This window comes from Sphingomonas sp. IC-11 (genome assembly GCF_021043365.1).
GTDB lineage: Bacteria > Pseudomonadota > Alphaproteobacteria > Sphingomonadales > Sphingomonadaceae > Sphingomonas.
Genome location: NZ_JAJNDU010000002.1, coordinates 94,636 through 117,516 on the forward strand (window position 1 = coordinate 94,636; position 22,881 = coordinate 117,516).

Consider the following 22,881-nt stretch of genomic DNA (forward strand, 5'->3'; position numbering starts at 1 on the left):
CGGCGGGCCGTCATTTGGCGGCCGGACGATTGAACACCGGTCGCCAGCGCCTCAGCCCATGCGCGCGCGAAAGAGCTGGCCGCCTTCCACCACCCAGATGATGCCCAGCACGGCAAAGCCGATCGCGAGGTATCCAATCGCCAGCGGCGTCGTCGTGCCGGCATAGGATTGCCCGATCGCAGAGCCCACGATCACTGCCCCGATGCTGGTGATGAAGCCCTGCAGCGACGAAGCGGTGCCGGCGATATGGCCTACCGGCTCCATCGCCATCGCGCCGAAATTCGCCCCGCACAGGCCGATGCACGTCATGCTCAGGGCCTGGAAGAAAATATAGCTCCAGAGCGTCTCCACGCCGGTCACGATCACCGCGACATGCACGATCGACAGGGTGATGAGGCCCAGCACCGCGCTTTGCGAGATCAGCCGCGTGCCCAGCCGTTCAACCAGCCGGCTGTTGAGGAACGAAGCCGCCCCCATCGCGCAGGCGCATATCGCGAAGAACAGGGTGAAGCGGTCGCCGGCGCCGAATTCATCGACGAAGATCTGCTGTGACAGCGACACAAAGGCGATGATCCCGCCAAACGTCAGCGACGCGGCAATGGCATAGCCCACCGAATAGCGGTTGGTGAGCGTCAGCCGATAATTGGCGCGCAACGTCGTTATCGAGATCGGCACGCGCCGCGCGACCGGCAGTGTCTCGGGCAGGCGCACCAGCGTCCAGGCGAGAACCAGGGCGGCGAAGGCGCCAAGCGCATAGAAAATGAACCGCCACGGCCCAAAGGCAAGCAGCAACTGGCCCAAGGACGGGGCGAGGATCGGCACCAGGAAGAAGATCATTTGCGCCACGGACATGGTGCGCGCCATCTGCCGCCCCGATGATCCGTCACGGACGATGGCGACGGCCAGCACCCGAGTCGATGCGGACATCAGCCCTTGCAGCAGCCGCGCGCCGAGCAGCGCGGCGAAGCTGGCCGAGCCAGCGGCGAAGATGCTCGCGCCTACGAATCCGGCAAGCGTCAGGGCAAGCACCGGTCGGCGGCCGTAGCGGTCGGCCAGCGGGCCATACACAAGCTGCCCTGCGCCGAATCCGACCATGTAGACAGTGATGATCCACTGGCGGTGGTTGGCCTCGATCACCCCCAAGTCGCGACCGATGTCGGCCAATGACGGGAGCATCAGGTCCACGCCGAACGCATTCACCGCCATCACCGCGGCGACAAAAGCAACAAATTCACGCGGATGCATGCCGGCGGGTGCGGGATGGGACGTCATGGGGTGCCTATCGGGAAGCGCGCCGCTCGGCACAAGCACAGCTTTGCTATCGGTCAGCCTTCCTCGACGGGCGCGACATCCACGGACACCTGCATTTCCTGCGCACCGGAGCCCAGCACCACGCCGTCGACCGGCGCGATCTCCGCATAATCACGGCCGACCGCCACCACGATATGGTCGCTGGCCATCCAGATCCCGTTGGTGGGATCCAGCCCCACCCAGCCGCGCTCCGGGCCGCACCACAGCAGCACCCAGGCATGGGTTGCGTCCGCTCCCACCAGCCGCTCATGGCCGGGCGGCGGAATGGTGCGGATATAGCCGGAGGCATAAGCCGCCGGCAGGCCAGCGGCGCGCAGGCCGGTGATCATGATCTGCGCGAAATCCTGGCAAACGCCCCGGCGCTTGGCGAAGGCTTCGTGCGGCGGCGTATCGACCAGGGTGGCGGCGGTGTCGAACTCGAACTCGCGCTGGATCCGACGGGCAAGGGCGATGCCGGCTTCCAGCGCATTCCGGCCGGGGTCGAGATCGGGCGCGCAATACGCGGCGATCTCGCGGTCCAGCGGGATAAGGGGGGAGGGGAACAGATAGGCGGAGGGCCCGGCAGCCGAGATGTCGCGGCTGTTGCGGGCCATGGCTGCCACTTCGCCCAACGTCGGATCACCGGCCTCCGGCGCCGGCACCAGGCGATCCACGATGACTCGCGCAATGCTTTCGATGGTCAGCCTGCGGACTGGTTCGTCCACCGTCAGTCGCGTGACATTGGCAAGTCCCGCCTCTGCCCGCGCCGGCGTGGTCCGGCCGGCGGGGGACACGCGCAGCATATAGGATTCCAGCCGCTGCCCGGCCCAGTCGATCGGCTCAAGCCGCAAGTTGCAGCGCGCGAACTTGACCTGTGCGCCATAATCAAAGCGCGTGATGTGGGCGATGTCGTAAATCATGCTGCTCGGGAAATCGGCTTCGCTCACGCCAGCGTCAGCCCGCCCGCACGAAGCGGTTCTGCGCCTTGCAGGAAATAGCGGCGGGCAATGGCGTCCGAAAGGCTGGCGAGGCGGCGCTCGGTCGTGTCCAGCAGGTCGGCATTGATGGTCGCAGCGCGGGCGACGGAGACCATCGCCTTGAGCTCGGTGGCCTCTGCCTGCTGTTCTTCCGCCATACCATCATCGTGCAACACGGGCAGGGCGCACAGATGTTCCCAGATCCTTTCGACCTGAAAGGCGAGGGCGCGGGGATTGCCGGGGTCAAGCGCCACTAGGTCGAGCACCGGAACGCGGGCAAGGCCGGTCAGATAGCGCTGGCGGTAGCTGATCTGGCTGTTCGCCAGATCCAGAAGCGTGGACAGATCATCGAGCGAGGCGCCCGGCAGGCCGAACGTGCGGGCCGCGCGCACGGTCGCGAGCGCGCGTTCGATGCGGCGTCCCAGATCGTGGAAGCGCCAGGCAGCGGTTCGACTCATATGTTCGGCGGAAAGGCCCGCAATAGCGGCATAGCGGCGCTGAAGCGATCCGGTTCGATCCAGCATTCCGCGATGCGTCGGAAACGGCGCGTCGAGCAGCCGCACCATGTCGGCGGACAGTCGATCGCGCGACACATTGCCGATCCGCCGCGCCTGCAAGTTCATCTCGGCCACGGATTGCCAGCCGGAATCAACCGACTCCATCGCCGTACGCGCCATCTGCGTCAGGTCGGCCCGCTTCAGCGCCGACGGCAGCGGAGCCGCGCCGGCCGCCGCGAGCATGCCGACCAGCCGACTGACCGTGTCCGGCCCCAGCGCTGCGCCGCCGTCCGCATCGATGGAATTGCCCAGCATCACCCGGATGATCGCCAGCAGCGCCTCGCCGCGCTCCAGATAGCGGCCCAGCCAGTAGAAATTATCGGCGACCCGGCTCGGCAGCGTGCCGGGATTGCGCCGGACGTGATGCGAATCCGGTGCCGGTAGCAGCGACACCGGATCCACCGGCGCGCGGCCATGGATCACGACATCGGCGGACCAATTGCCTTCGCCCATCACGGCGGCGCGTGGATCGGGATGCTCGCCGATCCGACAAAAGCCACCGGGCAGCACCGTCCATCGCCCGTCCGGGCCGCGCGCCGCGAACACTCGCAAGGTGAAGGGGCGGGCGACCAGCGCCTCGTCGCCTACTACCGGCATGGTCGACAGCCGCACGATCTCCTGGCCGACATAATCCTGCGGTCGGCGACCTAGATCGGCCCGCAGCGTGGCCCGCTGCGCATCGGTCAGGTCGCTCCCCGCGATCGCGGCATCACGGGGCAGGCCCAATGTGCCGCTGCCGAACGCCGGACCGATCAGCAGGTTGGCGAGATCCTCCTCCACCCGCGCGCGCTCGGCCGCCTGGCCGCACCACCACGTGGCGATGTTTGGCAGGCTCAGGTCCGCGCCGGTCAGACGGGTAGACAATTGCGGCAAGAACGCATTCCAGGCCGGTGCTTCCAGCACGCCCGCTCCCGGCGCATTCGCAAGCAGCACGTTGCCCGCAGCATAGGCATCGATCAGGCCGGGAACTCCGATCTTGGAATGGGTGTCGAATGCCAGCGGATCCAGGAAGCGTGGATCAAGCCGGCGCCACAGCGCATCGATCCGCTTCAGCCCGCCGATGGTGCGGACATAAACCTTGTCTTCCAGCGCCGCGAGATCGGCGCCCTCGACCAACAATAGACCAAGGTAGCGCGCGAGATGTGCTTGCTCGGGATAGCTGGGATTATAGCGGCCCGGCGTCAGTAGGCCGATACGCGGGTCGCTTCGTGGGCAGGCGGCGGCCAGCCCGTCTCGGAATGCCGCGAAAAAGGGTGCGTGCCGCGCGACGTTGAGCCGCGCCTGCAGCCCGCCCAGCGTGCGGCTGACCGCCAGCCGGTTTTCGAGGGCATAGCCCGCGCCCGTCGGCGACCGCAGGTGATCGGCGAGCACCCGCCACTCGCCCGTCGGGCCCCGGCCGAGGTCCACCGCCACAAAATGCAGATGGTGTCCACCCGGCGGCTTCAGGCCGACCAATTGGCGAAGAAAGAACGGGCTTCCCGCGACCAGCCCTGCCGGAACGAGCCCGCGGGCGACCAGCTTCGCTTCGCCGTAAAGATCCGCCAGGATGGTCTCGAACAGGTCGGCGCGCTGCACGATCCCGCGTTCGATGTGGCGCCACTCATCACCGTCGATCAGCAGCGGCACGGGGGACAGTGGCCAGGACCGCTCCTCGGATTCGCCGATGATTCGAAAGCCCGTGCCGATGTCGGCGGCATGGCGCTGCACCCGTTCGCGCGCATGGCCAAGATCGTCGCCGACCAGCGCGGCCAACTCTTCGAACATCGCCAGCCACGGCGCGTCCTCGGCGGCACACAGCACGTCGCCGCCCGCGCCGGCATGGGCCCGGTAGTCGTCTACCCAGCGACGGGCATGCGTCGCGGCACCGAAAAGGGCTGGTTGTGTTGCCAAGCCGGGCTCCTAAGCGGCGCGGACCGTAGCGACGCCCGACGTCTGCGCAACACGAAAGTACCACCCGGCTCGCGGATCCAGGAGTTGATCGTTCGTCGCCAGCTTGAGGCGGAACAACATAGCCGAAAGGCGTCGGCGCTCGTGCCCGCCCTTCCGGTTCACCACCGGATCGCCGAAACAGGATCGGTTTGGCCGACGAGCGGGATGATTAATGCTGACGGTCAAAGATCCGGCAAAACCTGATCCGCGACACCCCAGCCGGCGAGCGCGCGACTGGCGGCGCGCTCGATCAGTTCCTGTGAGGCCAACACGCTCCAGTTCGCGGCCGTTTTGATCTCGCGCAGTTCCGTCCATGATACCGGCGCGGCCACCGGCGCACCTGGGCGGGCTCTAGCTGCATAGGGCATGATTGCGGTGGCTCCCCGCTGGTTCCGCAACCAGTCGATGAAGATACGGCCCTTGCGCTTGGCCTTGCTCATCGTCGCAACGAAGCGGTCCGGCTCTGCCTGGGCCAGTGCTCGTGCGAACCGGTCGGCAAAGCTCTTCACGGCCGGCCACTCCGCTTTGGGCGTTAGCGGCACCACCACATGGATGCCCTTGCCGCCTGACAGCATCGGAAAACTTGTAAGTCCAAGCTCCGCCAGCTGATTTTTTAGATGCTCGGCGGCCTTCTTGGTGTCCTCGAAGTCGAGCCCCTCATCAGGATCCAGGTCGAAAACCAGCCGGTCGGGCTTCTCCAGATGGTCCACCGTGGAGCCCCAGCCATGGAACTCGATGGTGCCCATCTGCACACAGGCAACAAGCCCGTCAGTATCGTCGACCCACAGGTAATTCTCTGTACTTCCGTCCTTTTCCGTAATCGGCACTTGATGGACATGGTCGCCAAACGATCCGGCATCATGCTTCTGGAAGAAGCATTTGCGTGCCCGCCCTTGTGGGCAGCGGACCAGGCTTACCGGACGCCGCGCAACCCAGGGGAGCATGATGCCGGAAACGGCGGCATAATAATCCGCCAGATCCCCTTTGGTGACGCTCGATTCCGGAAAGATCAGGCGATCACGACTGCTAACCTTGATGCTGCTGGCGGGCGCCGCGGGCGCCGGTTGCGGGGTTTCGATGACCACATCTCTTGCATCCTTGTCCCCACGCAGGCCAAGAAAACTGGGATGTCTCAGCAGGTTGTCAGGCGTCGTTTCCGTAAAGGCGATTTCCGCGACCAGCTTCGGGGCGACCCAACGGGCGCCGCGAACGGCCGCACGCCCGATGTTCTTGGGAATTTCGACAGTCGGTGTCTTGCGCTCCAGCTTGGCCAGCTTTGCGCTCAACTCCATCATGAGCTGGTTGGAGAAGCCAGTGCCGACCTTGCCGGCGTAGCGCAGTTTTCCGTTCTCATACACGCCCAGGAGCAGCGAGCGAAATCCCCGCGACTTGTCCGATCGGGTCCAGCCGACGATGATGAATTCCTGCCGCCGCGTGCATTTGATCTTGAGCCAGGCTTTCGTGCGAGACCCGCGGTAGGGTGCGTCGGCTTGTTTCGAAACGATCCCTTCCATGCCCTCCTGACACATGCGCTCGAACAACTGCTCGCCAGAGCCAATCACATGCTCGCTGAATTGCAGGCGTTCGGATCCCGGGAGGAGAGGGCGCAGCCGCTCCTTGCGCTGCACATTGGGCAACGGCCGAAGATCCTCGCCATTCATTTCGAGCAGGTCGAATGCGAAGAAGGTCATCTCCCCGCCTGACGAGATCGCGTTCTTCAACGTCGAGAAATCCGGGCGACCATCCTTGAAGGCAACAATTTCGCCATCAATCAGTGCGTTGTCGACGTTGAGCTGTGCAGCGGCCGCCGCGATCGCCGAAAACTTGTCAGTCCAGTCAAGCCCGTTACGGGTGTAAACCTTGGCTGTCCCGCTGCCTACGGCGATGAGGGCGCGATAGCCATCATATTTCATCTCGTGCAGCCATGCGGAACCAGAGGGCACGGTATCCACGAGCGTGCACAGTTGGGGTTCTGAAAAGGCCGGCGGTTTCGTGCCTGATCCCGCGCGTGCCTTACGCTGTCGCGGTTTCCCGGAACCTGCCTTTGCAGCGCCTTTCGCTGCTTTGGGCGCTCCCGTCTCACTTCGTTTCGACTGTTTCAGACGGGCCGGTTTGTCGTCGGCGATTTCCTGCATGGTTCGGCCGGTGGCGACGCTTGTCAGGCCGGTCTCCACCAGCATGTCTGTCCCGCCTGCATAGGCATCGTCGATCTTGCGAAGCAGCCAGTTTTCACGCTTCTCCCTGCCGCGTGGCTTCAGTCGGATCAGCAGCCATTCGCCCTTCATTCGCTCGCCATCGAGGACGAAGTGGAGGTGCCCTTTTTCCAGATCCTTGGCCGATTTTCCCTTGATGACGGACCAGGTGCCGCGATCCCACAACATGACGGTGCCGCCGCCATATTCCCCCTTCGGGATCGTGCCCTCGAAAGTGGCATAGCCAAGCGGGTGATCCTCGGTCCGTACGGCGAGACGTTTTTCGTTGGGATCGAGGCTGGGCCCGCGGGTGACGGCCCAGCTTTTCAGCACGCCGTCCAGCTCCAGGCGAAAGTCCCAGTGCAACCGCGTCGCGTCATGCTTCTGAACGATGAAGCTGTTGCCATTGCCCGGCGCCAATGTGCCCGCCGGCTCTGCGGTCTTCGCGAAATCGCGCTTGGCGTTGTATAGCGCGAGAGGATCGGTGCTCATGTTTCAGCCTCGATGCAGGCAGGGGGGCGCCGGAAAGCGGCTCAGGCGCGCTTCCTTGCGGCCGGTTTCCTTGTGGAAGCGGCCTTGTCGGGCGCATCTTTGGCCAGCGCTTTCTTCGCGGGCGCCTTCTTCGCCGCCGGTTTTGTCGATGACGACGCGCCGCCTGATTTCTCCATCGACTTCTTCAAGGCTGCCATCAGATCGACGACGTTGGACGCCGATCGGCCACCGCCTTCATCCTCGTCGATGATCTTGCGGTTCGACTTCTGCTTGCGCTTGCGTTCGATCAGGTCCTTCAGCGCGTCCACGTACCGATCGTGGAACTCCTGCGGATCGAAGGCGGCGCTCTTCTTTTCGATCAGCGCTTCGGCGAGTTCCAGAAGCTCATTATCGGGCTTCTCATCTGGGATCTCACGAAAATAGCTCTGGGCTCGATTGACTTCGTCGGCGTAGCGGAGCGTTTCGAGGATCATGCCACGGCCGCAGGGCTTCAGGCTGACGACATATTCCCGCCCGCGCATGGCGAGTTGGCCGAGCCCGACTTTCTTGGTGCGCTTGAGCGCCTCTCGCAGGACGATGAATGCCTCTTCCGCAAGGTCATCAGCCGGCACGACGAAATACGGCTTCTCGTAATAGAGAACGTCGATGTCGCTCGCATCGACGAACTGGGTGAGTTCAAGGGTTTTCTTGGACTCCAGCTTCACCGAGTCGATCTCATCCTGGTCGAGCAGGACATATTCGTTCTTCTCAATCTCGAAGCCCTTCATGATGTCGTCGGGATCGACTGGCCCCACGCCCTCGGCCACTTTCTCGTAGTGGATCGGTTTGCCGGTCGGCTCGTGGATCTGGCGAAACTTGACGGCGGCACCGGATTTGGTCGCCGAGTAGATCTCGACCGGGATCGAGACTAGCGCGAGGCGGATCTGTCCCTGCCAATATGCGCGAGCGGGCATGATGGAGCCTTTGTCGTTGCGAGGCCGATTCAAATCCCGGCGCGGGGAGTCGTTCCGCAATATGTACGGTGCTAAGGCGTGGGCATGACCACCGATCCCTTCACCCTGTTCGACACCTGGTTCACCGAGGCACGCGGCAGTGAGCCCAATGATCCCAATGCCATGGCGCTGGCTACCGCGGACGCAAGCGGTCGCCCGGCGGTGCGGATGGTGCTGCTGAAGGGACACGGGCCCGACGGGTTCGTTTTCTACACCAATCGCGGGAGCCGGAAGGCAGAGGATCTTGCGGCCAATGCGCAGGCGGCACTCCTTTTTCATTGGAAGTCGTTGCGACGCCAGATCCGGATCGAAGGTGCGGTAAGCCTGGTCACGGAGGCGGAAAGCGATGCTTACTTCGCATCGCGCGGCCGCGATTCGCAGCTGGGTGCATGGGCATCCGAACAGTCCCGACCGCTGGCCGCGCGCTCGATCTTCGAGGCACGCTTTGATGCGATGCAGTTCCGGTTTGAGGGAGGGGAGGTGCCGCGGCCGCCGCATTGGGGCGGATACCGGGTGGTGCCCGACCGCATTGAGTTTTGGCAGGACCGCGCACATCGACTACATGAGCGTCGATTGTTCACGCGCACCGATACGGATGGTGGCGCAAGCTGGATCGAAGGCCTCCTATACCCATGACGCGCGAAGAACGCCGCCGTATCATTCCGTTCGCGATGCGTGCGGCGCTGGCGAGCGTCGCGACCGCGACGTTCCTGCTCGCGTTGAAAAGCTATGCCGCATGGCATACCGGTTCGGTGGCGATGCTGGGCAGTCTCGCCGATACTGGTCTCGACCTGCTCGCCAGCCTGGTGACGCTATATGGCGTCAAGGTCGCCGCGGAGCCGGCCGATCATGATCATCGGTTCGGCCACGGCAAGGCCGAGGCGCTTGCCGCGCTGTTCCAGGTCGTGCTGATTACCGCTTCGGCAATCGGGATCGCGGCACGCGCGATTGAGCGCCTTTCCAATCCGCAGGTGAACGAGGATGCGTCGCTTGGCATCGGCGTGTCACTTGTTGCGATCGCGGCAACCTTCGCGCTGCTCGCTTACCAGCGCAGCGTTATCCGTCGTACCGGATCGGTCGCGATCCTGGCCGACAATGTCCACTATCAATCCGACGTGCTGCTGAACGTGGCCGTTATCGCCGCACTCGTGCTCGACCAGTTCATGGGAGTGGCTGGCGCAGACCCGGTGTTCGGCATCGCGATCGCCTTGTGGCTTGTGTGGGGCGCCTTCAAGGCGTCCAGCCAGGCGATCGACATGCTGATGGACAAGGAATGGCCTGACGACCAACGTGCGGCGTTCATCGAGATCGCGGCTCGGCAGCCAGGTATCCGGGGCATCCACGACTTCCGGACGCGGCGAGCGGGAACCCACGATTTCGCGCAATTCCACATGGAGGTCGACCGCAACCTTACGGTCGCGGCGGCTCATGATATCGTTGAAAGTGTCGAACGGCGCCTGCGGGATGTCTTCCCTCGCGTTGAAGTTCTGATCCACCTCGATCCTGAAGGGCATGTGGATACAGACAATCCGCTCGTCGAAGCTGACGTCACCCCCCACTGGTTCGGAAAGCGCATATGAGGATCCCGTTCGCTCAGATTGACGCCTTTGCGGATCAGCCGTTTACCGGCAATCCGGCGGCAGTGATGCCTCTTTCCTCGTGGCTCGACGACGCTACGCTTCAGGCGATCGCGGCGGAAAACAACCTATCGGAAACGGCTTTTCTGGTCCCGTCCCAAGGCGAGGCTGACTTCGAATTGCGCTGGTTCACGCCGGCTGCCGAAGTGGCACTATGCGGGCACGCCACCCTGGCGAGCGGGCACTTCGTGCTCTCCTCCGACACTAGCCGGCACTCAGTTCGTTTTGTCACCCGCCAGGCGGGCGTGCTGGAAGTCACGCGTCGCGGGCCAGCGTATGAAATGGCGCTGCCCGCTTGGGCTCCAGAGCCGAAGCCGATGGACGATATCGTTGCTGCGCTAGGAGTGACGGCGCGCGAGACGCTGTGGCATGAAAAGGGATACGCCCTTGTCATCGTGGACGACGAGGCAGCGGTGCGCGCAGCGGCGCCTGATGCCCGCGCGCTGAAGAGTTTAGGCCCGATCGTTCACATCGTGGCTGCGCCCGGTGAAACCGCGCAGGTGGTCAGTCGGGTCTTCACAGAGTATTTCGACATCCCGGAGGACCCCGTCACGGGATCCGCCCACGCGGTGATGGTGCCCTATTGGGCGCAGGTGATTGGAAGCGACACCTTTTCTGCATTCCAGGCGAGCGCGCGAGGTGGGCGGATCGGCTGTCGTCTGGATGGCGAACGTGTAGTGCTGACTGGTTCGTGTATTACCATGATCGAGGGCACGTTCTTGTTGCCCTGACGTTGGGCTGACGAACCGGCGTGCTGGCGTGCCTGTTGGTCGCCAGTCGGCCGTCAGGCCGCCAGCGCCGCGCTTTCCGTTTCGGCAATCCATCCACCTCCGAGAACGCGATCACCATCATACAATACCGCTGCCTGCCCCGGTGCGACTCCATATTCCGGCGCATCGAATATGAGGTGATCACCCCGCAACCGCGCCGGAACCGGCCGCGCCATGGAGCGAACCTTCGCGGTCAGCGGCCGATCCAGAGGTCCCAGGATGTTGAGATCGGTCAGGCGAGCAACGCCGACCGCAAGCGCAGTGCGCGGGCCCACCACTACGCGGCGCGCTTCGGGCTCCAATCTGATGACGTACAGCGGTTCCGGCTGGCCGCCGATGTCGAGGCCGCGGCGCTGGCCGACGGTGTAGTGGATGATGCCGCTATGGCGGCCGAGAACACGCCCGCTCAGGTCTACGATCTCTCCCCCGTCAACGACCGTGGGACGCAGTTTCCGCACCAGGCCGGCATAATCACCGTCCGGAACAAAGCAGATGTCTTGGCTGTCAGGCTTCGCAGCAACGCCGAGCCCCAGTTCCGCGGCGATTGCACGCACGCGATCCTTGGGCATGCCGCCCAAGGGGAACCGTAGAAAATCAAGCTGGGCCCGGGTGGTCGCGAACAGGAAGTAACTCTGATCGCGCGCGGGATCGATGGCGCGGTGCAGTTCTGGGCCGTCGGCGCCGATCAGGCGCCGGACATAATGGCCCGTCGCGAGGCAATCTGCCCCAAGATCGCGGGCAAGCGCGAACAGATCGGTGAATTTCGGCCCCATGTTGCACTGGACGCAGGGAATGGGGGTGCGGCCGGCCAGATATTCATCGGCGAAGCGATCGACCACCTGCGTGCGAAAGCTGCTTTCATGGTCAAATACGTAATGTGCGATGCCGAGTTGGTCGCATACCGCCCGTGCGTCCCGGATGTCGCGTCCGGCGCAGCAGGCGCCCGCGCGCGAGGTTGCTTCCCCGTGGTCGTACAGTTGCAAGGTGACGCCGATCGTTTCGGCGCCGCTCGCCTTGGCAAGAGCAGCTACAACGGAACTGTCGACGCCGCCGGACATGGCGACGACGATGCGCCGTCCGGCAGCGCTGCCGGACATCTGGAAATCACCGATATCGATCACGGCGAGGCCGATAGCACATTTCATGTTGATGGTGAACGCGACGAACCGTCGCGAGCTTTACGGACCCTTCACTTCATGGCGCGTACAGGGGTGCTTCCGACGATGAAGCACGAGGGATCGGCCAAGGCGTGGATTTGAGTTTTGCCCTTTTTGACCGACGGGCCCCGTTGGTCGAGCTACCTAGCGACCTCGCGGTGCTGCTGGTGGAGATGACGGCGCGTCAGGCGGCGTCGCCGACGGCGACCATCTATGCCCGATCTGCAAGGGTGCGGCTCGACTCCCCTTTGTTTGCTCCCGTCGACGGGGCGTTCAACGGTTCTGTTGCGAAGGTGATGATGCAGTGGAAGGATGAGTGACCACCTGTTTACCGCGCATCGTTAATGCGCTTTCAGGCGGTAAGCGCACCGTAGTTTCATCAAGTGGAGAGGGGGCCCCCGCCCCGAACCGAGGTTAAGCCATGATCGAGAACCAGAAAATTCGTCCGGCCCGCGTGATCGGCCCGCTCGGAGAGCCATTGACGCTCGACACCCTCCCGCCGCCGAACACCACGCGTTGGGTTGTCCGCCGCAAGGCCGAAGTCGTGGCGGCGGTGAACGGCGGGCTGCTGACCGTTGATGAAGTGTGCAACCGCTACGGTTTGACGGTCGAGGAGTTTGCCAGCTGGCAGCGCGCGATCGACCGCTCGGGTATGCCCGGGCTACGGGTCACGCGCATCCAGCACTACAAGTCCCTCTACGAGCGGCAGCAGAAGTTCTGAGGGCGGGTTACGGGCCCGGAACAAATGTTGCGTGTCAAGAGTCTTTTCCCCAGCGCCCGGCCGTTCGGGCCGTTAACGCAGGGGAGTGAGTCATGGGTATTATTCTCTGGTTGATCGTCGGCGGCGTGATTGGCTGGCTGGCCAGCATCATCATGCGCACCGATGCTCAGCAAGGTATTTTTCTCAACATCGTCGTCGGCATCGTCGGCGCGTTCATTGGCGGCCTGATCATTTCGGGCGGTTCGATCAACAGCGCGCCGCTGACGCTTACGTCGTTCCTGGTTTCGCTGCTTGGTGCGGTGATCCTGCTTGCGATTGTTAACCTCGCCCGTCGTGGTCGCGTTCGCTAAGCGAATTGAGACTAGATAGAACAACGGCCGCCCGAAAACGGGCGGCCGTTTTCTTTCGGCTAGTCTGACCGGGGCGTCAGGCCAGACTGCGATGATCGTTATTTCAACAGGAAGCGCACCGTGACCGTCGCGCTAACATTGGTTTCCCCCGGCAGAACTTGCGTTTGTGCGTCGGACGCCATTTCGGCCCGCGCGTAAAGCACTGGCGGGCGCGGGTTGTTGCCGCGGTCCTCGCCTGCCTCACCGATCGCAACGATGCGGTCAACCCGAAGCCCGGCCGCCTCAGCGTAAAGCGCAGCGCGCGCTCTGGCGCGCTTGACCGCCTCTACTCTGGCTGCGTCGAGTGCTGCTTCGGGATTGTCGATGGCCATCTGCGGCCCGTCGATCTGATTGGCGCCTGCCTTCACCAGCGCATCAAGCACCGCGCCGCTCTTTGCCACATCACGAAACTTCACGGAAACAGTGTTCGACGCCTGGTATCCGGTGATGGCCGGCGGCTGGTTCTCGCCGTAGCGATATTGTGGAGAAAGGCCGACATTGGCGGTCATGATGTCTCGAGCGGCCACACCTGCGGCGCGAAGCGCGGCAACCACGCGTTCCATCCGGCTCGCATTGTCTGCAAGAGCTGCCGCCGCAGTCGGCGATTGCGTAACGACGCCGGCGCGGACCGTCGCCACATCGGGCACCCGCGACACCTCTCCAGTTGCAACCACGTCCAGCACGGTCGCCTCCGGCAGGATCGGCACCGCTGCCGTGGATTGCGCTGCAGCAGGCAAGGCCACCGGAATGAGGGCGGCCAGAGCAAGTGTGGCAATCGTGTAACGCATCGTCCGAAATCTCCGGTTTGGAACGGTTGGGCCCTAGTGCAGACCGATTGATCAACGCAGGCTGAACGGCTCGCCGCTTGCCGCGCCCCGTCGAATCTGCCATGCGGCATTGGGGCAAAACCGGTGCTTGAGCCCGGTGACTTATTCATATAACACAGCTGCAGATCAATGTAGTGCCGGTTGCCGCAAGCCGCCGGAGCGGGATGTAGGGCGCATGAATTATCAAACGGGCGGGTTGAGTGGGGAGACCGTTTTGATCGAGGCGCCGGATGATCCCGTCGCCCGCCGGCGGCGCCGCATTCTCGTAATCGCGCTAGTCGCCGCCGTCGTGATTGCCCTGGGCGCCTTCTTCTTCACGCGCGGCGGCGAGAAGCCGGCTGCGGCTAGCGCTGCCTCGGATCAAGCGCCTCGTGTGACAGTCGTTGTTCCCGGGAGCGGGGCGGTTGCGCGCACGATCAACGCGAACGGCACGCTGGCGGCTCGTCGTGAGATGCCCGTTGGCGTGGCAGGCGAGGGCGGCATGGTCACGCGTGTGCTGGTGGAGCCGGGGCAGTGGGTGCAGGCGGGACAGGTGCTGGCGCTGGTCGACCGTTCGGTCCAGACCCAGACGGCGCAGAGTTTGGCCGCTCAGGTGAACGTCGCCCAGGCAGATCTGACCTTGGCACAGGCAGAGTTGCAGCGCGCCCAGCAGCTAGTTGACCGTGGCTTTATCAGCCAGGCGGACGTGCAGCGCCGCATTGCGACCCGCGATGCGGCGGCCGCACGCCTGAAGGTTGCGGCTGCTTCTGCCGCCGAGCAACGCGCACGCAACCAGCGCTTGGACATCCGCGCGCCTGCTGCCGGTCTGGTCCTCACTCGTCAGGTCGAGCCGGGCCAGATTATCAGCTCAGCGTCGGGCACGCTCTTCCGCATGGCCAAGGGCGGGGAACTGGAAATGCGCGCCCAGTTGCCGGAGGATGATCTGGCGGCGCTGCCGGTTGGCGCGCGCGCGATGGTAACGCCGGTAGGCAGCGATCGCTCCTTCGAGGGCCAGGTGTGGCAAGTTTCGCCAGTCATCGATCCGCAGACCCGTCAGGGAATCGCGCGGATCGCGCTGCGCTATGATCCGGCGCTTCGCCCGGGTGGCTTCGCATCGGCGGTGATCGTCGGCGGGGATGCCAGCATGCCTGGCCTGCCGCAGTCTGCAATCCTTAGCGACGAAAAGGGCAATTTCGTCTATGTCGTCGACAAGGACAATGTCGTGCGTCGTCGTGATGTGCGCCTTGGCACGGTCAGCGATAACTCGGTTGCGATCGCGTCCGGGCTCGACGGCAGCGAACGTGTGGTGGTTTCCGCAGGCGCATTCCTGAACCCCGGGCAGAAGATCGCCCCGGTTCTCGGCAAGCCGGGAGAGTGACGGCATGAACTTCCGCAACATTTCGGCCTGGTCGATCCGAAATCCGGTTCCGATTATCGTTCTGTTCGTGATCCTGACGGTCGCCGGCATCGTCAGCTTCATTCGCATGGACATCAACCGGGAGCCGGACATCGATTTCCCGGCCGTTGCGGTTGAGATCACACAGCCGGGTGCGGCGCCCAGCGAATTGGAAACCCAGGTCACGCAGCGCGTCGAGGCGGCCGTGCGAACCGTGGAAGGCGTGGACGAACTGCAATCCTTCGTTAGCGAGGGCAATTCCACGACTATGGTGCAGCTCGACATCGGAACGCCGGTGGACCGGGCAGTCAACGAAGTACGGGATGCCGTAACCCAGATCAGGTCGAACCTGCCCGAAGGCATTCTTGAACCGCAGATCAGCCGCGTGAAGATCAACGACGATGATCTTGGCAGCTATTCGGCGATCGCTACCGACATGACGGTGGAACAGCTCAGCTGGTACATCGACAACACCGTCACCAAGGAATTGCTGTCGATTGAGGGCATGGGCGGCGTCGAGCGGAATGGCGGTGTCGATCGCGAAATACGCGTGATCCTCGATCCGGCGAAGCTCGCGGCTTACGGTTTGACAGCGACGCAGATCAACCAGCAGCTGCGGCAGGTAAACCTGAACGCAGCCGGCGGCCGCGCCGAAGTCGCGGGCGCAGAGCAGTCAGTTCGCGTACTCGGCAACGCAAGAGACGCCTATGATCTGGGCGAGACACAGATCATCGCCGGCAACGGCCGCACCATCAAGCTTAGCGCGGTCGCCACCGTACGCGACTTGTATGCCGAGCAGCGCACGGCAGCGGGCGTGGACGGCAAGCCGGTCATCACTTTCGATTTCAAACGCGCGAAGGGCTATTCGGAAGTTACCGTCTTCCGTGAGGCACAGAAAAAGCTGGCGGAGCTGGAAAAGCGCAATCCGCAGGTCAAGTTCCAGTTGCGGATCGACGGCTCCAAATATGCGGTCGAGCAATATAAGAGCGCCATTCACGCGATGATTGAGGGCGCGGTGCTCGCCGTCTTCATCGTGTTCCTGTTCCTGCGCGACAAGCGAGCGACCTTCATCTCCGCGCTCGCCATTCCGCTCTCGGCCGTCCCGGCCTTCTGGTTCATGGACCTGATGGGCTTTTCGCTGAACAGCATGACGCTGCTTGCATTGAGCCTCGTTGCCGGTGTGCTGGTCGATGACGCGATCGTGGAGATTGAGAACATCGTCCGCCATATGCGCATGGGTAAATCGGCCTATCAGGCGTCGATCGATGCTGCGGACGAGATCGGCCTTGCCGTGCTGGCGACCACGATGGCAATCGTCGCGGTGTTCCTGCCAGTGGGCTTGATGCCGGGCGTTTCCGGGCAGTTCTTCAAGAACTTCGGCCTAACGGTCGTCGTGGCAGTGCTGATGAGCCTTGCCGTGGCTCGCATGATCACGCCTATGATCGCGGCCTATTTCCTGAAATCCGCCGGGCCGGAGTCACACGGCGAAGGCCGCCTCATGGATCTTTATATGGGCGTCCTGCGCTGGACGCTCGATCCGGGTAAGTCGCTGGCCGTTCGGGCGCGTGGCGGCATTCGGCGCGTCACCGGCTACCTCCATGATCACCGCATATGGACGGTCGGTATTGGCGGCCTCGCCTTCGTGCTCACCGTGCTGGGCTTCGCAAGCCTGCCGATGCAGTTCCAGCCCTCCGTTGACCAGGAGCGTTCCACTGTCACCATCACCATGGCGCCGGGAGCCACACTGGCGCAGACTCAGCGGGTGGTGAACGAGGTCTACGACCTGCTCAGCCAGCAACCGGAAGTGGACACGACCTATACGCGAACTTTCGTGGGCAATGGCCGCGTCACCGTTCAGTTCAAGGAAAAACCGAGCCTGAACGATCGTATCGGCGCCATTTTCGGCAAGGATATCGGTGACAAGCGGCAGAAGACCTCGACGGAGTTCGAGCGTGCGCTCGCGCCGGCCCTGGCGAAGATCCCCGACGCACGGGTCAACTTCCAATCGCAGTTCGGCTGGGGCGACAACAACCGGGACGTGTCTGTTACGTTAGGTAGCGATGATCCGGTGTTGTTGCGGCAAACGGCGGACACGATCGTTCGCGACATGGCGAAGATCCCCGGCTTCCTCGCGCCGCGCATCGCCGGCGATCTCAATCGACCGGAAATCGTGATCAAGCCGCGGCTCGATCTCGCTGCGGATCTAGGTGTGACGACTAGTGCGCTGTCCAATGCGATCCGGATCGCGACCCTTGGCGACATCGATCAGAACAGCGCGCGGTTCTCGCTGAACGATCGACAGATTCCGATCCGCGTCGCCTTCGACCAATCATCACGCACCCGAATGGCGACCATCCGCAACCTGCCGGTGCCGACGCAAAATGGCGGGTCGGTGCCCTTGTCGGTCGTTGCAGACATCGGTTTCGGTTCTGGTCCCACCAAGATCAACCGGCTCAATCAGCAACGTCAGCTCACGATCGGGGCGGATCTCGCTCCGGGTCTGATCCTGTCGGATGCGATGAAGCAGGTGAGCCAGCTGCCCTCGATGAAGAACCTGCCGCTGGGCGTGCAGCAGATGAGCGTTGGCCAGGCCAAGTGGCAGATGGAGATGCTGATCAACTTCGTTATCGCGGTGGTGGCGGGCGTGTTCCTCGTTTTCTCCGTTCTGGTGTTGCTGTACCGCCGCTTGCTCCCACCCTTGGTGAACATGGGGTCGCTGCTGCTTGCGCCTCTGGGCGGCGTGATTGCGCTCATCATTACCGGCCACCCGCTCTCCATGCCGGTGTTCATCGGCTTACTGATGTTGCTCGGCATTGTTGCGAAGAACTCGATTCTGCTGATCGACTTCGCGCTGGAGGAAATGCACGCGGGCGTGCCGATCTATGATGCGGTGGTTGATGCCGGGCACAAGCGCGCGCAGCCGATCGTTATGACCACGGTTGCAATGGTCGCGGGCATGGTGCCAACGGCGCTTGCACTGACTGGTGACGGTGCCTGGCGAGCGCCGATGGGCATCGTCGTGATTGGTGGCCTCATCGTCTCCACCCTGCTGACGCTTCTGATCGTGCCGGCATCGTTCAGCCTGTCGATCGGCATCGAGCGCCGCGTGGGGCCGTGGCTGGGTCGAAAGCTGCTCACGTACCAGCCCGGCGACGATGGTGTGCCCGCGATCGATCACGCGGCGACGGGCGGCTCGCTACCGCCGCCGCCTGGACGTATTGGCTATCGCGACGGCGACGTTCCCGCGGAATGACGCTTGAACAAACCCCCGCCTGGGGGATTGTTCGGGCATGATCCCTGTTGCGCTACGGCGCCCCTCGCCGACCAGTGCGCCCGTCGGGCTCGTGCGCATGCGCGTGATCGCAACGGGAATGCTGATCGTCATGGCGGCGGCATTCCTGTTGGCGCGGGCACTTGATCACGTTCATCCCGCCTGGGGCTTTGTTCGAGCGTTCGCGGAAGCCGCGATGGTCGGCGGCTTGGCCGATTGGTTTGCCGTAACGGCGCTTTTCCGTCACCCGCTCGGTCTGCCGATCCCGCACACCGCCATCATCCCGCGAAACAAGGACCGGATCGGCGACCAGCTCGCCACGTTCCTGCGGGACTATTTCCTTATTCCGGTGGTGGTCGCACGCCGCATGCGGCGAATGGACGTGGCGAGCGCTGCTGGTCGCTGGCTTGCGAGTCCCTCGGCGGGCAGCCGGCGTGTCACCCGCGGCGCCTCCCGCTTGGCAGTGGAGGTGCTCCAGGCCCTCGATCAGGAACGGCTCGGGGGAATGGTGCGCGGGGCAATGGTTCAGCAGGTCCGGCGGATCGAACTGTCGCCGCTGCTGGGGCGCGCGCTCGAGGCTGCTATGGCAGAGAGCCGGCATCAGCCGATCCTCGACGGGATCGTTCGATGGGCAGGAAGAGTGCTGGAGGCGAACCAACAGGTCGTGCGCAACATGGTGCATGAGCGTGCCGGCACCATCCTGCGCTGGACCGGGCTCGACGAGACGATTGCAAACAAGATCATCGATGGGCTGGACAAGATGCTGGCCGACATGGCCGAGCAACCCGATCACCCGCTGCGTGCCAAGGCGGAGGAGGGGTTGGCGACGCTTGCCCGCGATCTCCAGCACAAGCTGGAGATGCAGGAGCGAGTGGAGGCATTGAAGCTCGCTTTGCTCGAGAATCCGGCCATGCAAAGCTGGATCAACGGCCTGTGGGAACAGGCGCGACATGCGATGCTGCGCGCCGCGCGTGATCCCGAGCGGCTTCTGTCTGGCGGTATCGGCGACATGCTTCGTCAGCTGGGACAAACGCTGGAAGACGATGCGCGGCTTCGTAACACCTTGAACCGCTATGTTCGCCGCGTCGCGGTGGGAACGGCCGCGGATTATGGCGATGTGATCGTGGGCCTTGTGTCGGAGACGGTGCGCGGATGGGATGCGCAGACGATCACACAGCGCCTGGAACATTCGGTGGGCAAGGACCTCCAGTTCATCAGGATCAACGGGACGCTTGTAGGCGGCGCAGTCGGCCTGGCCATCCATTCAGTCGACGTGCTGCTCTAGGACGCTGCTTAGAGATGCGGGCGACCAAAGCTTGGTTTGCGCTCGCCGGCCGCCGCATGACGTTCATGCAACAACCGGACGCACTGTACGTTCGTCTTGCCGAGCTGCGGAGTTTTCCGCAAAGGGTGGGGGATGGGCGCATTGGCCGAATTCAGCGAGGACGGGGGCAAGCTGCGCTTCACCGGCGACTTGCTGCTCGCTCGCCTGGATGATCTTCCCGGCCGGCTTGATACCTATCCCGGCGCGATCACGGAGCTCGACCTTTCCGGTATCGGGCGAATGGATACGATTGGCGCCTGGGTCGTGTATCGCTTCGCCAAGAAGCACGGTGCTCGGATCACTGGCCTGAAGCCTGAGCATCAGCACCTTCTCGATCAGGTGGGGATTGCCGACCAGCCGGTTTCGACCCGTCCAGTATATGTCAGCCCGTTCAACCGTGTTCTCGGCGAAGTCGGGGAAGCGGTGGTCATGTCGGGCCGCACCCTTCTGGGCCTGCTCGGCTTCCTCGGTGCAACGGTTCTCGCCTTCATCAGCGTGATCAGGCATCCGCGCCGCTTCCGGTTCAACGCGACTGTTCAGCGCTTCGAAGTGGTCGGGGTTTCGGCGCTCGGCATTATCGGGCTGATGAGCTTCCTTATCGGCATCGTCATTGCGCAGCAGGGTGCAGTGCAACTGCGACAGTTCGGCGCGGAGGTGTTCACGATCAACCTGATCGGCCGCATTACGCTGCGCGAGCTTGGCGTGTTGATGACCGCGATCATGGTTGCTGGCAGGTCCGGATCCGCGTTTGCGGCGCAGCTTGGCACAATGAAGCTGACCGAAGAGGTCGACGCCATGCGCACGATCGGCGTTTCCCCGATGGAAGCGCTGGTGCTTCCGCGCACGATCGCCGCCGTCATGCTCATGCCGTTGCTCGGTTTTTACTCCTCGCTCATCGCTATCATCGGAGGCGGGCTGTTATGCTGGTGGCAGCTCGAAATTCCGCCCGTGACCTATGTGGCGCGCTTGCGTGAGGTCGTACCGATCACTGACCTGTACGTGGGGCTCATCAAGGCACCTGTGTTTGGCGCCATTATTGCGATCGCCGGTTGTTTTCAGGGGATGCAAGTGGAGGGTGATGCCGAGCAGGTGGGTACCCGGACCACTGCAGCTGTCGTTCAGGCCATCTTCCTCGTAATCGTCCTGGACGCTTTCTTTGCCGTGTTCTTCGAACGGATCGGCTGGATCTGATGAGCAGTTCCGAGAACATCATCGAAGTTCGCGGCCTGAAGAACGCGTTCGGGGACCAGGTTGTCCACGAGAACTTGGACCTGGATGTGCGGCGAGGCGAGATCCTTGGCGTGGTCGGGGGATCTGGCACGGGCAAATCCGTGCTCATGCGCTCCATCATCGGTCTTCAGAGCCCCTCCGCGGGTGAGGTGACGGTATTCGGAGAGCCGACGCTTGGCCGTGAAGAAACCGAGGCCGTCGAGATTCGCAAACGCTGGGGCGTGTTGTTCCAGGGCGGCGCTCTTTTCTCAACGCTGACCGTGGCCGAGAACGTGCAGGTTCCATTGCGGGAGTTTTACCCGAACCTCGACCTGGCGCTGCTTGACGAAATCGCCTCATTCAAGGTGATGATGACGGGGCTCCCGGCCGACGCTGGGCCGAAATATCCGGCGGAACTGTCCGGTGGGATTCCGGTGGGATGAAGAAGCGCGCCGGGCTCGCGCGTGCGCTTGCGCTCGACCCGGAACTCCTGTTCCTTGATGAGCCGACGGCTGGCCTAGACCCGATCGGCGCCGCGGCGTTCGACGATCTTACGCGGTCGCTCCAGAAAACGCTGGGGCTTACGGTGTTCCTGATCACGCACGATCTGGATACGTTGTACGCGATCTGTGATCGGGTGGCGGTGCTGGCCGACAAGCGCGTCATCGCCGTCGGAACGATCGACGAATTGCTCGCTCTGGAGCATCCATGGATTCAGGAATATTTTCGCGGGCCACGTGGCCGAGCCGCTGTGGCGACGCGAGAGGCTGCGGCAGGCGCCAAGGCAAAGTCAGGGGCTGATTGATGGAAACCCGTTCCAACCATGTGCTGGTCGGCGCCGTCGTGCTGATCCTGCTGGCGGTGCTGGCGCTCTTCACGGTGTGGATTGCAAGATTGGGCGGCGCCACGCAGAACGAGTATGACATCTTCTTCAAGCAGTCGGTCGATGGTCTCGCCCGAGGGTCGCAGGTCACATATTCCGGTGTTCCTTCAGGACAGGTGAAGTCGATCCAGCTTTGGCGCAATGATCCTCAGTTCGTTCGCGTCCGCATCGAAGTCAGTCAGGAAACGCCGATCCTGCAAGGTACCGCCGCGACCATCCAGGGAAGCTTCACCGGAACCAGCACCGTAAGTCTGGACGGCGCCCGTAAGGGTGCCCCGCCGATCGTCTGCCCAGAGAATGATGATGGACGGCAGTGCCCTTATGGAGTGCCGGTGATCCCGACCCGTACGGGCGGTCTCGGCGCGATCCTGAATTCCGCGCCGCAGTTGCTGGAACGGCTGTCCACGTTGACGGAGCGGCTGACCGGGCTGCTGACCGATCGCAACCAGGCATCCATCGCCGGTATCCTGGAGAACACCAATCGTCTGACCGACGCGCTGGCAGACCGCGGCCCTGAAATCGCTGCAACGCTTGCGCAGACCCGTATCGCCATCCAACAGGCGGGCGACGCGGCCCAGCAGATCGGTGAGCTCGCAGCCACGACAAACGGCGTGCTGGCTCAGGATGTTCGCCCGACGATCGTCAACCTGAACGAAACGATCCGCTCGGCGCGGCAAAGCACGGAAACGTTGAACAGCGCCTTCCAGGACGCGCGCCCTGGGCTGCAAACATTCTCCAAACGCACCGTTCCGGAGATCAACCAGCTGGTACTCGATCTGCGGCAGATGTCGGCAGCCCTCGCCTCGGTGGCTGAGAAGGTGGATCGGCAAGGCGCAGGGTCGCTGATCGGTCAGCAAAAGCTGCCGGACTATAAGGGCAAGTGAGAATG

The 22,881-nt window shown here is 63.5% G+C and carries 18 protein-coding genes and 1 pseudogene; 12 read left to right on the forward strand and 7 right to left on the reverse strand.

Going from position 1 to position 22,881, the window contains the following annotated elements:
- Window positions 1-51: 51 nt before the first annotated feature.
- From LQ954_RS09105 to ku, 5 genes are all read right to left on the reverse strand, one after another.
- Complete coding sequence (locus LQ954_RS09105; RefSeq protein WP_231023025.1) at window positions 52-1,245, reverse strand: multidrug effflux MFS transporter; 1,194 nt, start codon at window positions 1,243-1,245, stop codon at window positions 52-54.
- Window positions 1,246-1,325: 80 nt separating this feature from the next.
- Entirely contained in the window at window positions 1,326-2,210 is an 885-nt protein-coding gene (locus tag LQ954_RS09110; protein ID WP_231022827.1) for a transglutaminase family protein, read from the reverse strand.
- Between the two features lie 23 nt (window positions 2,211-2,233).
- Window positions 2,234-4,714, reverse strand: a complete 2,481-nt coding sequence (locus LQ954_RS09115) for a circularly permuted type 2 ATP-grasp protein (RefSeq protein WP_231022828.1) — start codon at window positions 4,712-4,714, stop codon at window positions 2,234-2,236.
- Between the two features lie 221 nt (window positions 4,715-4,935).
- Window positions 4,936-7,437: a DNA ligase D gene (ligD, locus tag LQ954_RS09120; RefSeq protein ID WP_231022829.1), complete on the reverse strand. Its 2,502-nt coding sequence runs from the start codon at window positions 7,435-7,437 to the stop codon at window positions 4,936-4,938.
- A gap of 41 nt (window positions 7,438-7,478) precedes the next feature.
- Window positions 7,479-8,390 (reverse strand): non-homologous end joining protein Ku, encoded by a 912-nt coding sequence (gene ku, locus LQ954_RS09125; protein ID WP_231022830.1) that lies wholly within the window; start codon window positions 8,388-8,390, stop codon window positions 7,479-7,481.
- 84 nt (window positions 8,391-8,474) lie between these two features.
- On the opposite strand from ku, the gene pdxH reads away from it, so the two are divergent.
- Genes pdxH through LQ954_RS09140 form a run of 3 tightly spaced genes read left to right on the forward strand, consistent with a single transcriptional unit; the run spans window position 8,475 to window position 10,797 of the window.
- Complete coding sequence (gene pdxH, locus LQ954_RS09130; protein ID WP_231022831.1) at window positions 8,475-9,065, forward strand: pyridoxamine 5'-phosphate oxidase; 591 nt, start codon at window positions 8,475-8,477, stop codon at window positions 9,063-9,065.
- Window positions 9,062-10,009 carry a cation diffusion facilitator family transporter gene (locus tag LQ954_RS09135; protein WP_231022832.1) on the forward strand — a complete coding sequence of 316 codons (948 nt, stop codon included), beginning with the start codon at window positions 9,062-9,064 and terminating at the stop codon, window positions 10,007-10,009. The genes pdxH and LQ954_RS09135 overlap by 4 nt, the downstream gene beginning before the upstream one ends.
- Window positions 10,006-10,797, forward strand: coding sequence for a PhzF family phenazine biosynthesis protein (locus LQ954_RS09140; RefSeq protein WP_227771876.1), 792 nt, complete (start codon window positions 10,006-10,008; stop codon window positions 10,795-10,797). The genes LQ954_RS09135 and LQ954_RS09140 overlap by 4 nt, the downstream gene beginning before the upstream one ends.
- Before the next feature lie 53 nt (window positions 10,798-10,850).
- Here LQ954_RS09140 and mnmA read toward each other — a convergent pair whose 3' ends face one another.
- Complete coding sequence (gene mnmA / locus LQ954_RS09145) at window positions 10,851-11,954, reverse strand: tRNA 2-thiouridine(34) synthase MnmA (protein WP_231023026.1); 1,104 nt, start codon at window positions 11,952-11,954, stop codon at window positions 10,851-10,853.
- 131 nt (window positions 11,955-12,085) lie between these two features.
- On the opposite strand from mnmA, the gene LQ954_RS09150 reads away from it, so the two are divergent.
- The 3 genes from LQ954_RS09150 to LQ954_RS09160 all read left to right on the forward strand — a co-directional run bounded on the left by LQ954_RS09150 (window position 12,086) and on the right by LQ954_RS09160 (window position 13,064).
- Window positions 12,086-12,313, forward strand: coding sequence for a hypothetical protein (locus LQ954_RS09150; protein ID WP_231022833.1), 228 nt, complete (start codon window positions 12,086-12,088; stop codon window positions 12,311-12,313).
- 101 nt (window positions 12,314-12,414) lie between these two features.
- Window positions 12,415-12,714, forward strand: coding sequence for a CtrA inhibitor SciP (sciP, locus tag LQ954_RS09155; protein ID WP_088330758.1), 300 nt, complete (start codon window positions 12,415-12,417; stop codon window positions 12,712-12,714).
- A gap of 92 nt (window positions 12,715-12,806) precedes the next feature.
- A complete protein-coding gene (locus LQ954_RS09160; RefSeq protein WP_227771873.1) occupies window positions 12,807-13,064 on the forward strand; it encodes a GlsB/YeaQ/YmgE family stress response membrane protein in 258 nt (85 codons plus the stop codon).
- Window positions 13,065-13,162: 98 nt separating this feature from the next.
- Here the strand turns inward: LQ954_RS09160 and LQ954_RS09165 are convergent, their stop codons facing one another.
- On the reverse strand, window positions 13,163-13,891 hold the full coding sequence (locus tag LQ954_RS09165; protein WP_231022834.1) for an SIMPL domain-containing protein: 729 nt from the start codon (window positions 13,889-13,891) through the stop codon (window positions 13,163-13,165).
- Window positions 13,892-14,105: 214 nt separating this feature from the next.
- On the opposite strand from LQ954_RS09165, the gene LQ954_RS09170 reads away from it, so the two are divergent.
- The 6 genes and pseudogenes from LQ954_RS09170 (at window position 14,106) to LQ954_RS09195 (ending at window position 22,876) form a co-directional block, all read left to right on the forward strand.
- Complete coding sequence (locus LQ954_RS09170; protein ID WP_227771871.1) at window positions 14,106-15,287, forward strand: efflux RND transporter periplasmic adaptor subunit; 1,182 nt, start codon at window positions 14,106-14,108, stop codon at window positions 15,285-15,287.
- A gap of 4 nt (window positions 15,288-15,291) precedes the next feature.
- Window positions 15,292-18,558, forward strand: coding sequence for an efflux RND transporter permease subunit (locus LQ954_RS09175; protein WP_227771870.1), 3,267 nt, complete (start codon window positions 15,292-15,294; stop codon window positions 18,556-18,558).
- Between the two features lie 37 nt (window positions 18,559-18,595).
- Complete coding sequence (locus LQ954_RS09180) at window positions 18,596-19,861, forward strand: DUF445 domain-containing protein (protein WP_231022835.1); 1,266 nt, start codon at window positions 18,596-18,598, stop codon at window positions 19,859-19,861.
- Between the two features lie 132 nt (window positions 19,862-19,993).
- Complete coding sequence (locus LQ954_RS09185) at window positions 19,994-21,091, forward strand: MlaE family ABC transporter permease (RefSeq protein ID WP_227771868.1); 1,098 nt, start codon at window positions 19,994-19,996, stop codon at window positions 21,089-21,091.
- Window positions 21,091-21,914, forward strand: a pseudogene (locus LQ954_RS09190) (ABC transporter ATP-binding protein). The gene LQ954_RS09185 and the pseudogene LQ954_RS09190 overlap by 1 nt, the downstream one beginning before the upstream one ends.
- Window positions 21,914-22,876 carry an MlaD family protein gene (locus LQ954_RS09195; RefSeq protein WP_227771866.1) on the forward strand — a complete coding sequence of 321 codons (963 nt, stop codon included), beginning with the start codon at window positions 21,914-21,916 and terminating at the stop codon, window positions 22,874-22,876. The pseudogene LQ954_RS09190 and the gene LQ954_RS09195 overlap by 1 nt, the downstream one beginning before the upstream one ends.
- Window positions 22,877-22,881 lie beyond the last annotated feature (5 nt).

Coding starts and splice junctions, on each gene's coding strand:
- LQ954_RS09165 (WP_231022834.1), bottom strand. CDS start 13,891: ATGCGTTACACGATTGCCACACTTGCTCTGGCCGCCCTCATTCCGGTG.
- sciP (WP_088330758.1), top strand. CDS start 12,415: ATGATCGAGAACCAGAAAATTCGTCCGGCCCGCGTGATCGGCCCGCTC.
- ligD (WP_231022829.1), bottom strand. CDS start 7,437: ATGAGCACCGATCCTCTCGCGCTATACAACGCCAAGCGCGATTTCGCG.
- LQ954_RS09110 (WP_231022827.1), bottom strand. CDS start 2,210: ATGATTTACGACATCGCCCACATCACGCGCTTTGATTATGGCGCACAG.
- LQ954_RS09195 (WP_227771866.1), top strand. CDS start 21,914: ATGGAAACCCGTTCCAACCATGTGCTGGTCGGCGCCGTCGTGCTGATC.
- ku (WP_231022830.1), bottom strand. CDS start 8,390: ATGCCCGCTCGCGCATATTGGCAGGGACAGATCCGCCTCGCGCTAGTC.
- LQ954_RS09180 (WP_231022835.1), top strand. CDS start 18,596: ATGATCCCTGTTGCGCTACGGCGCCCCTCGCCGACCAGTGCGCCCGTC.
- LQ954_RS09105 (WP_231023025.1), bottom strand. CDS start 1,245: ATGCATCCGCGTGAATTTGTTGCTTTTGTCGCCGCGGTGATGGCGGTG.
- pdxH (WP_231022831.1), top strand. CDS start 8,475: ATGACCACCGATCCCTTCACCCTGTTCGACACCTGGTTCACCGAGGCA.
- LQ954_RS09175 (WP_227771870.1), top strand. CDS start 15,292: ATGAACTTCCGCAACATTTCGGCCTGGTCGATCCGAAATCCGGTTCCG.
- LQ954_RS09170 (WP_227771871.1), top strand. CDS start 14,106: ATGAATTATCAAACGGGCGGGTTGAGTGGGGAGACCGTTTTGATCGAG.
- LQ954_RS09160 (WP_227771873.1), top strand. CDS start 12,807: ATGGGTATTATTCTCTGGTTGATCGTCGGCGGCGTGATTGGCTGGCTG.
- LQ954_RS09135 (WP_231022832.1), top strand. CDS start 9,062: ATGACGCGCGAAGAACGCCGCCGTATCATTCCGTTCGCGATGCGTGCG.
- LQ954_RS09140 (WP_227771876.1), top strand. CDS start 10,006: ATGAGGATCCCGTTCGCTCAGATTGACGCCTTTGCGGATCAGCCGTTT.
- LQ954_RS09185 (WP_227771868.1), top strand. CDS start 19,994: ATGGGCGCATTGGCCGAATTCAGCGAGGACGGGGGCAAGCTGCGCTTC.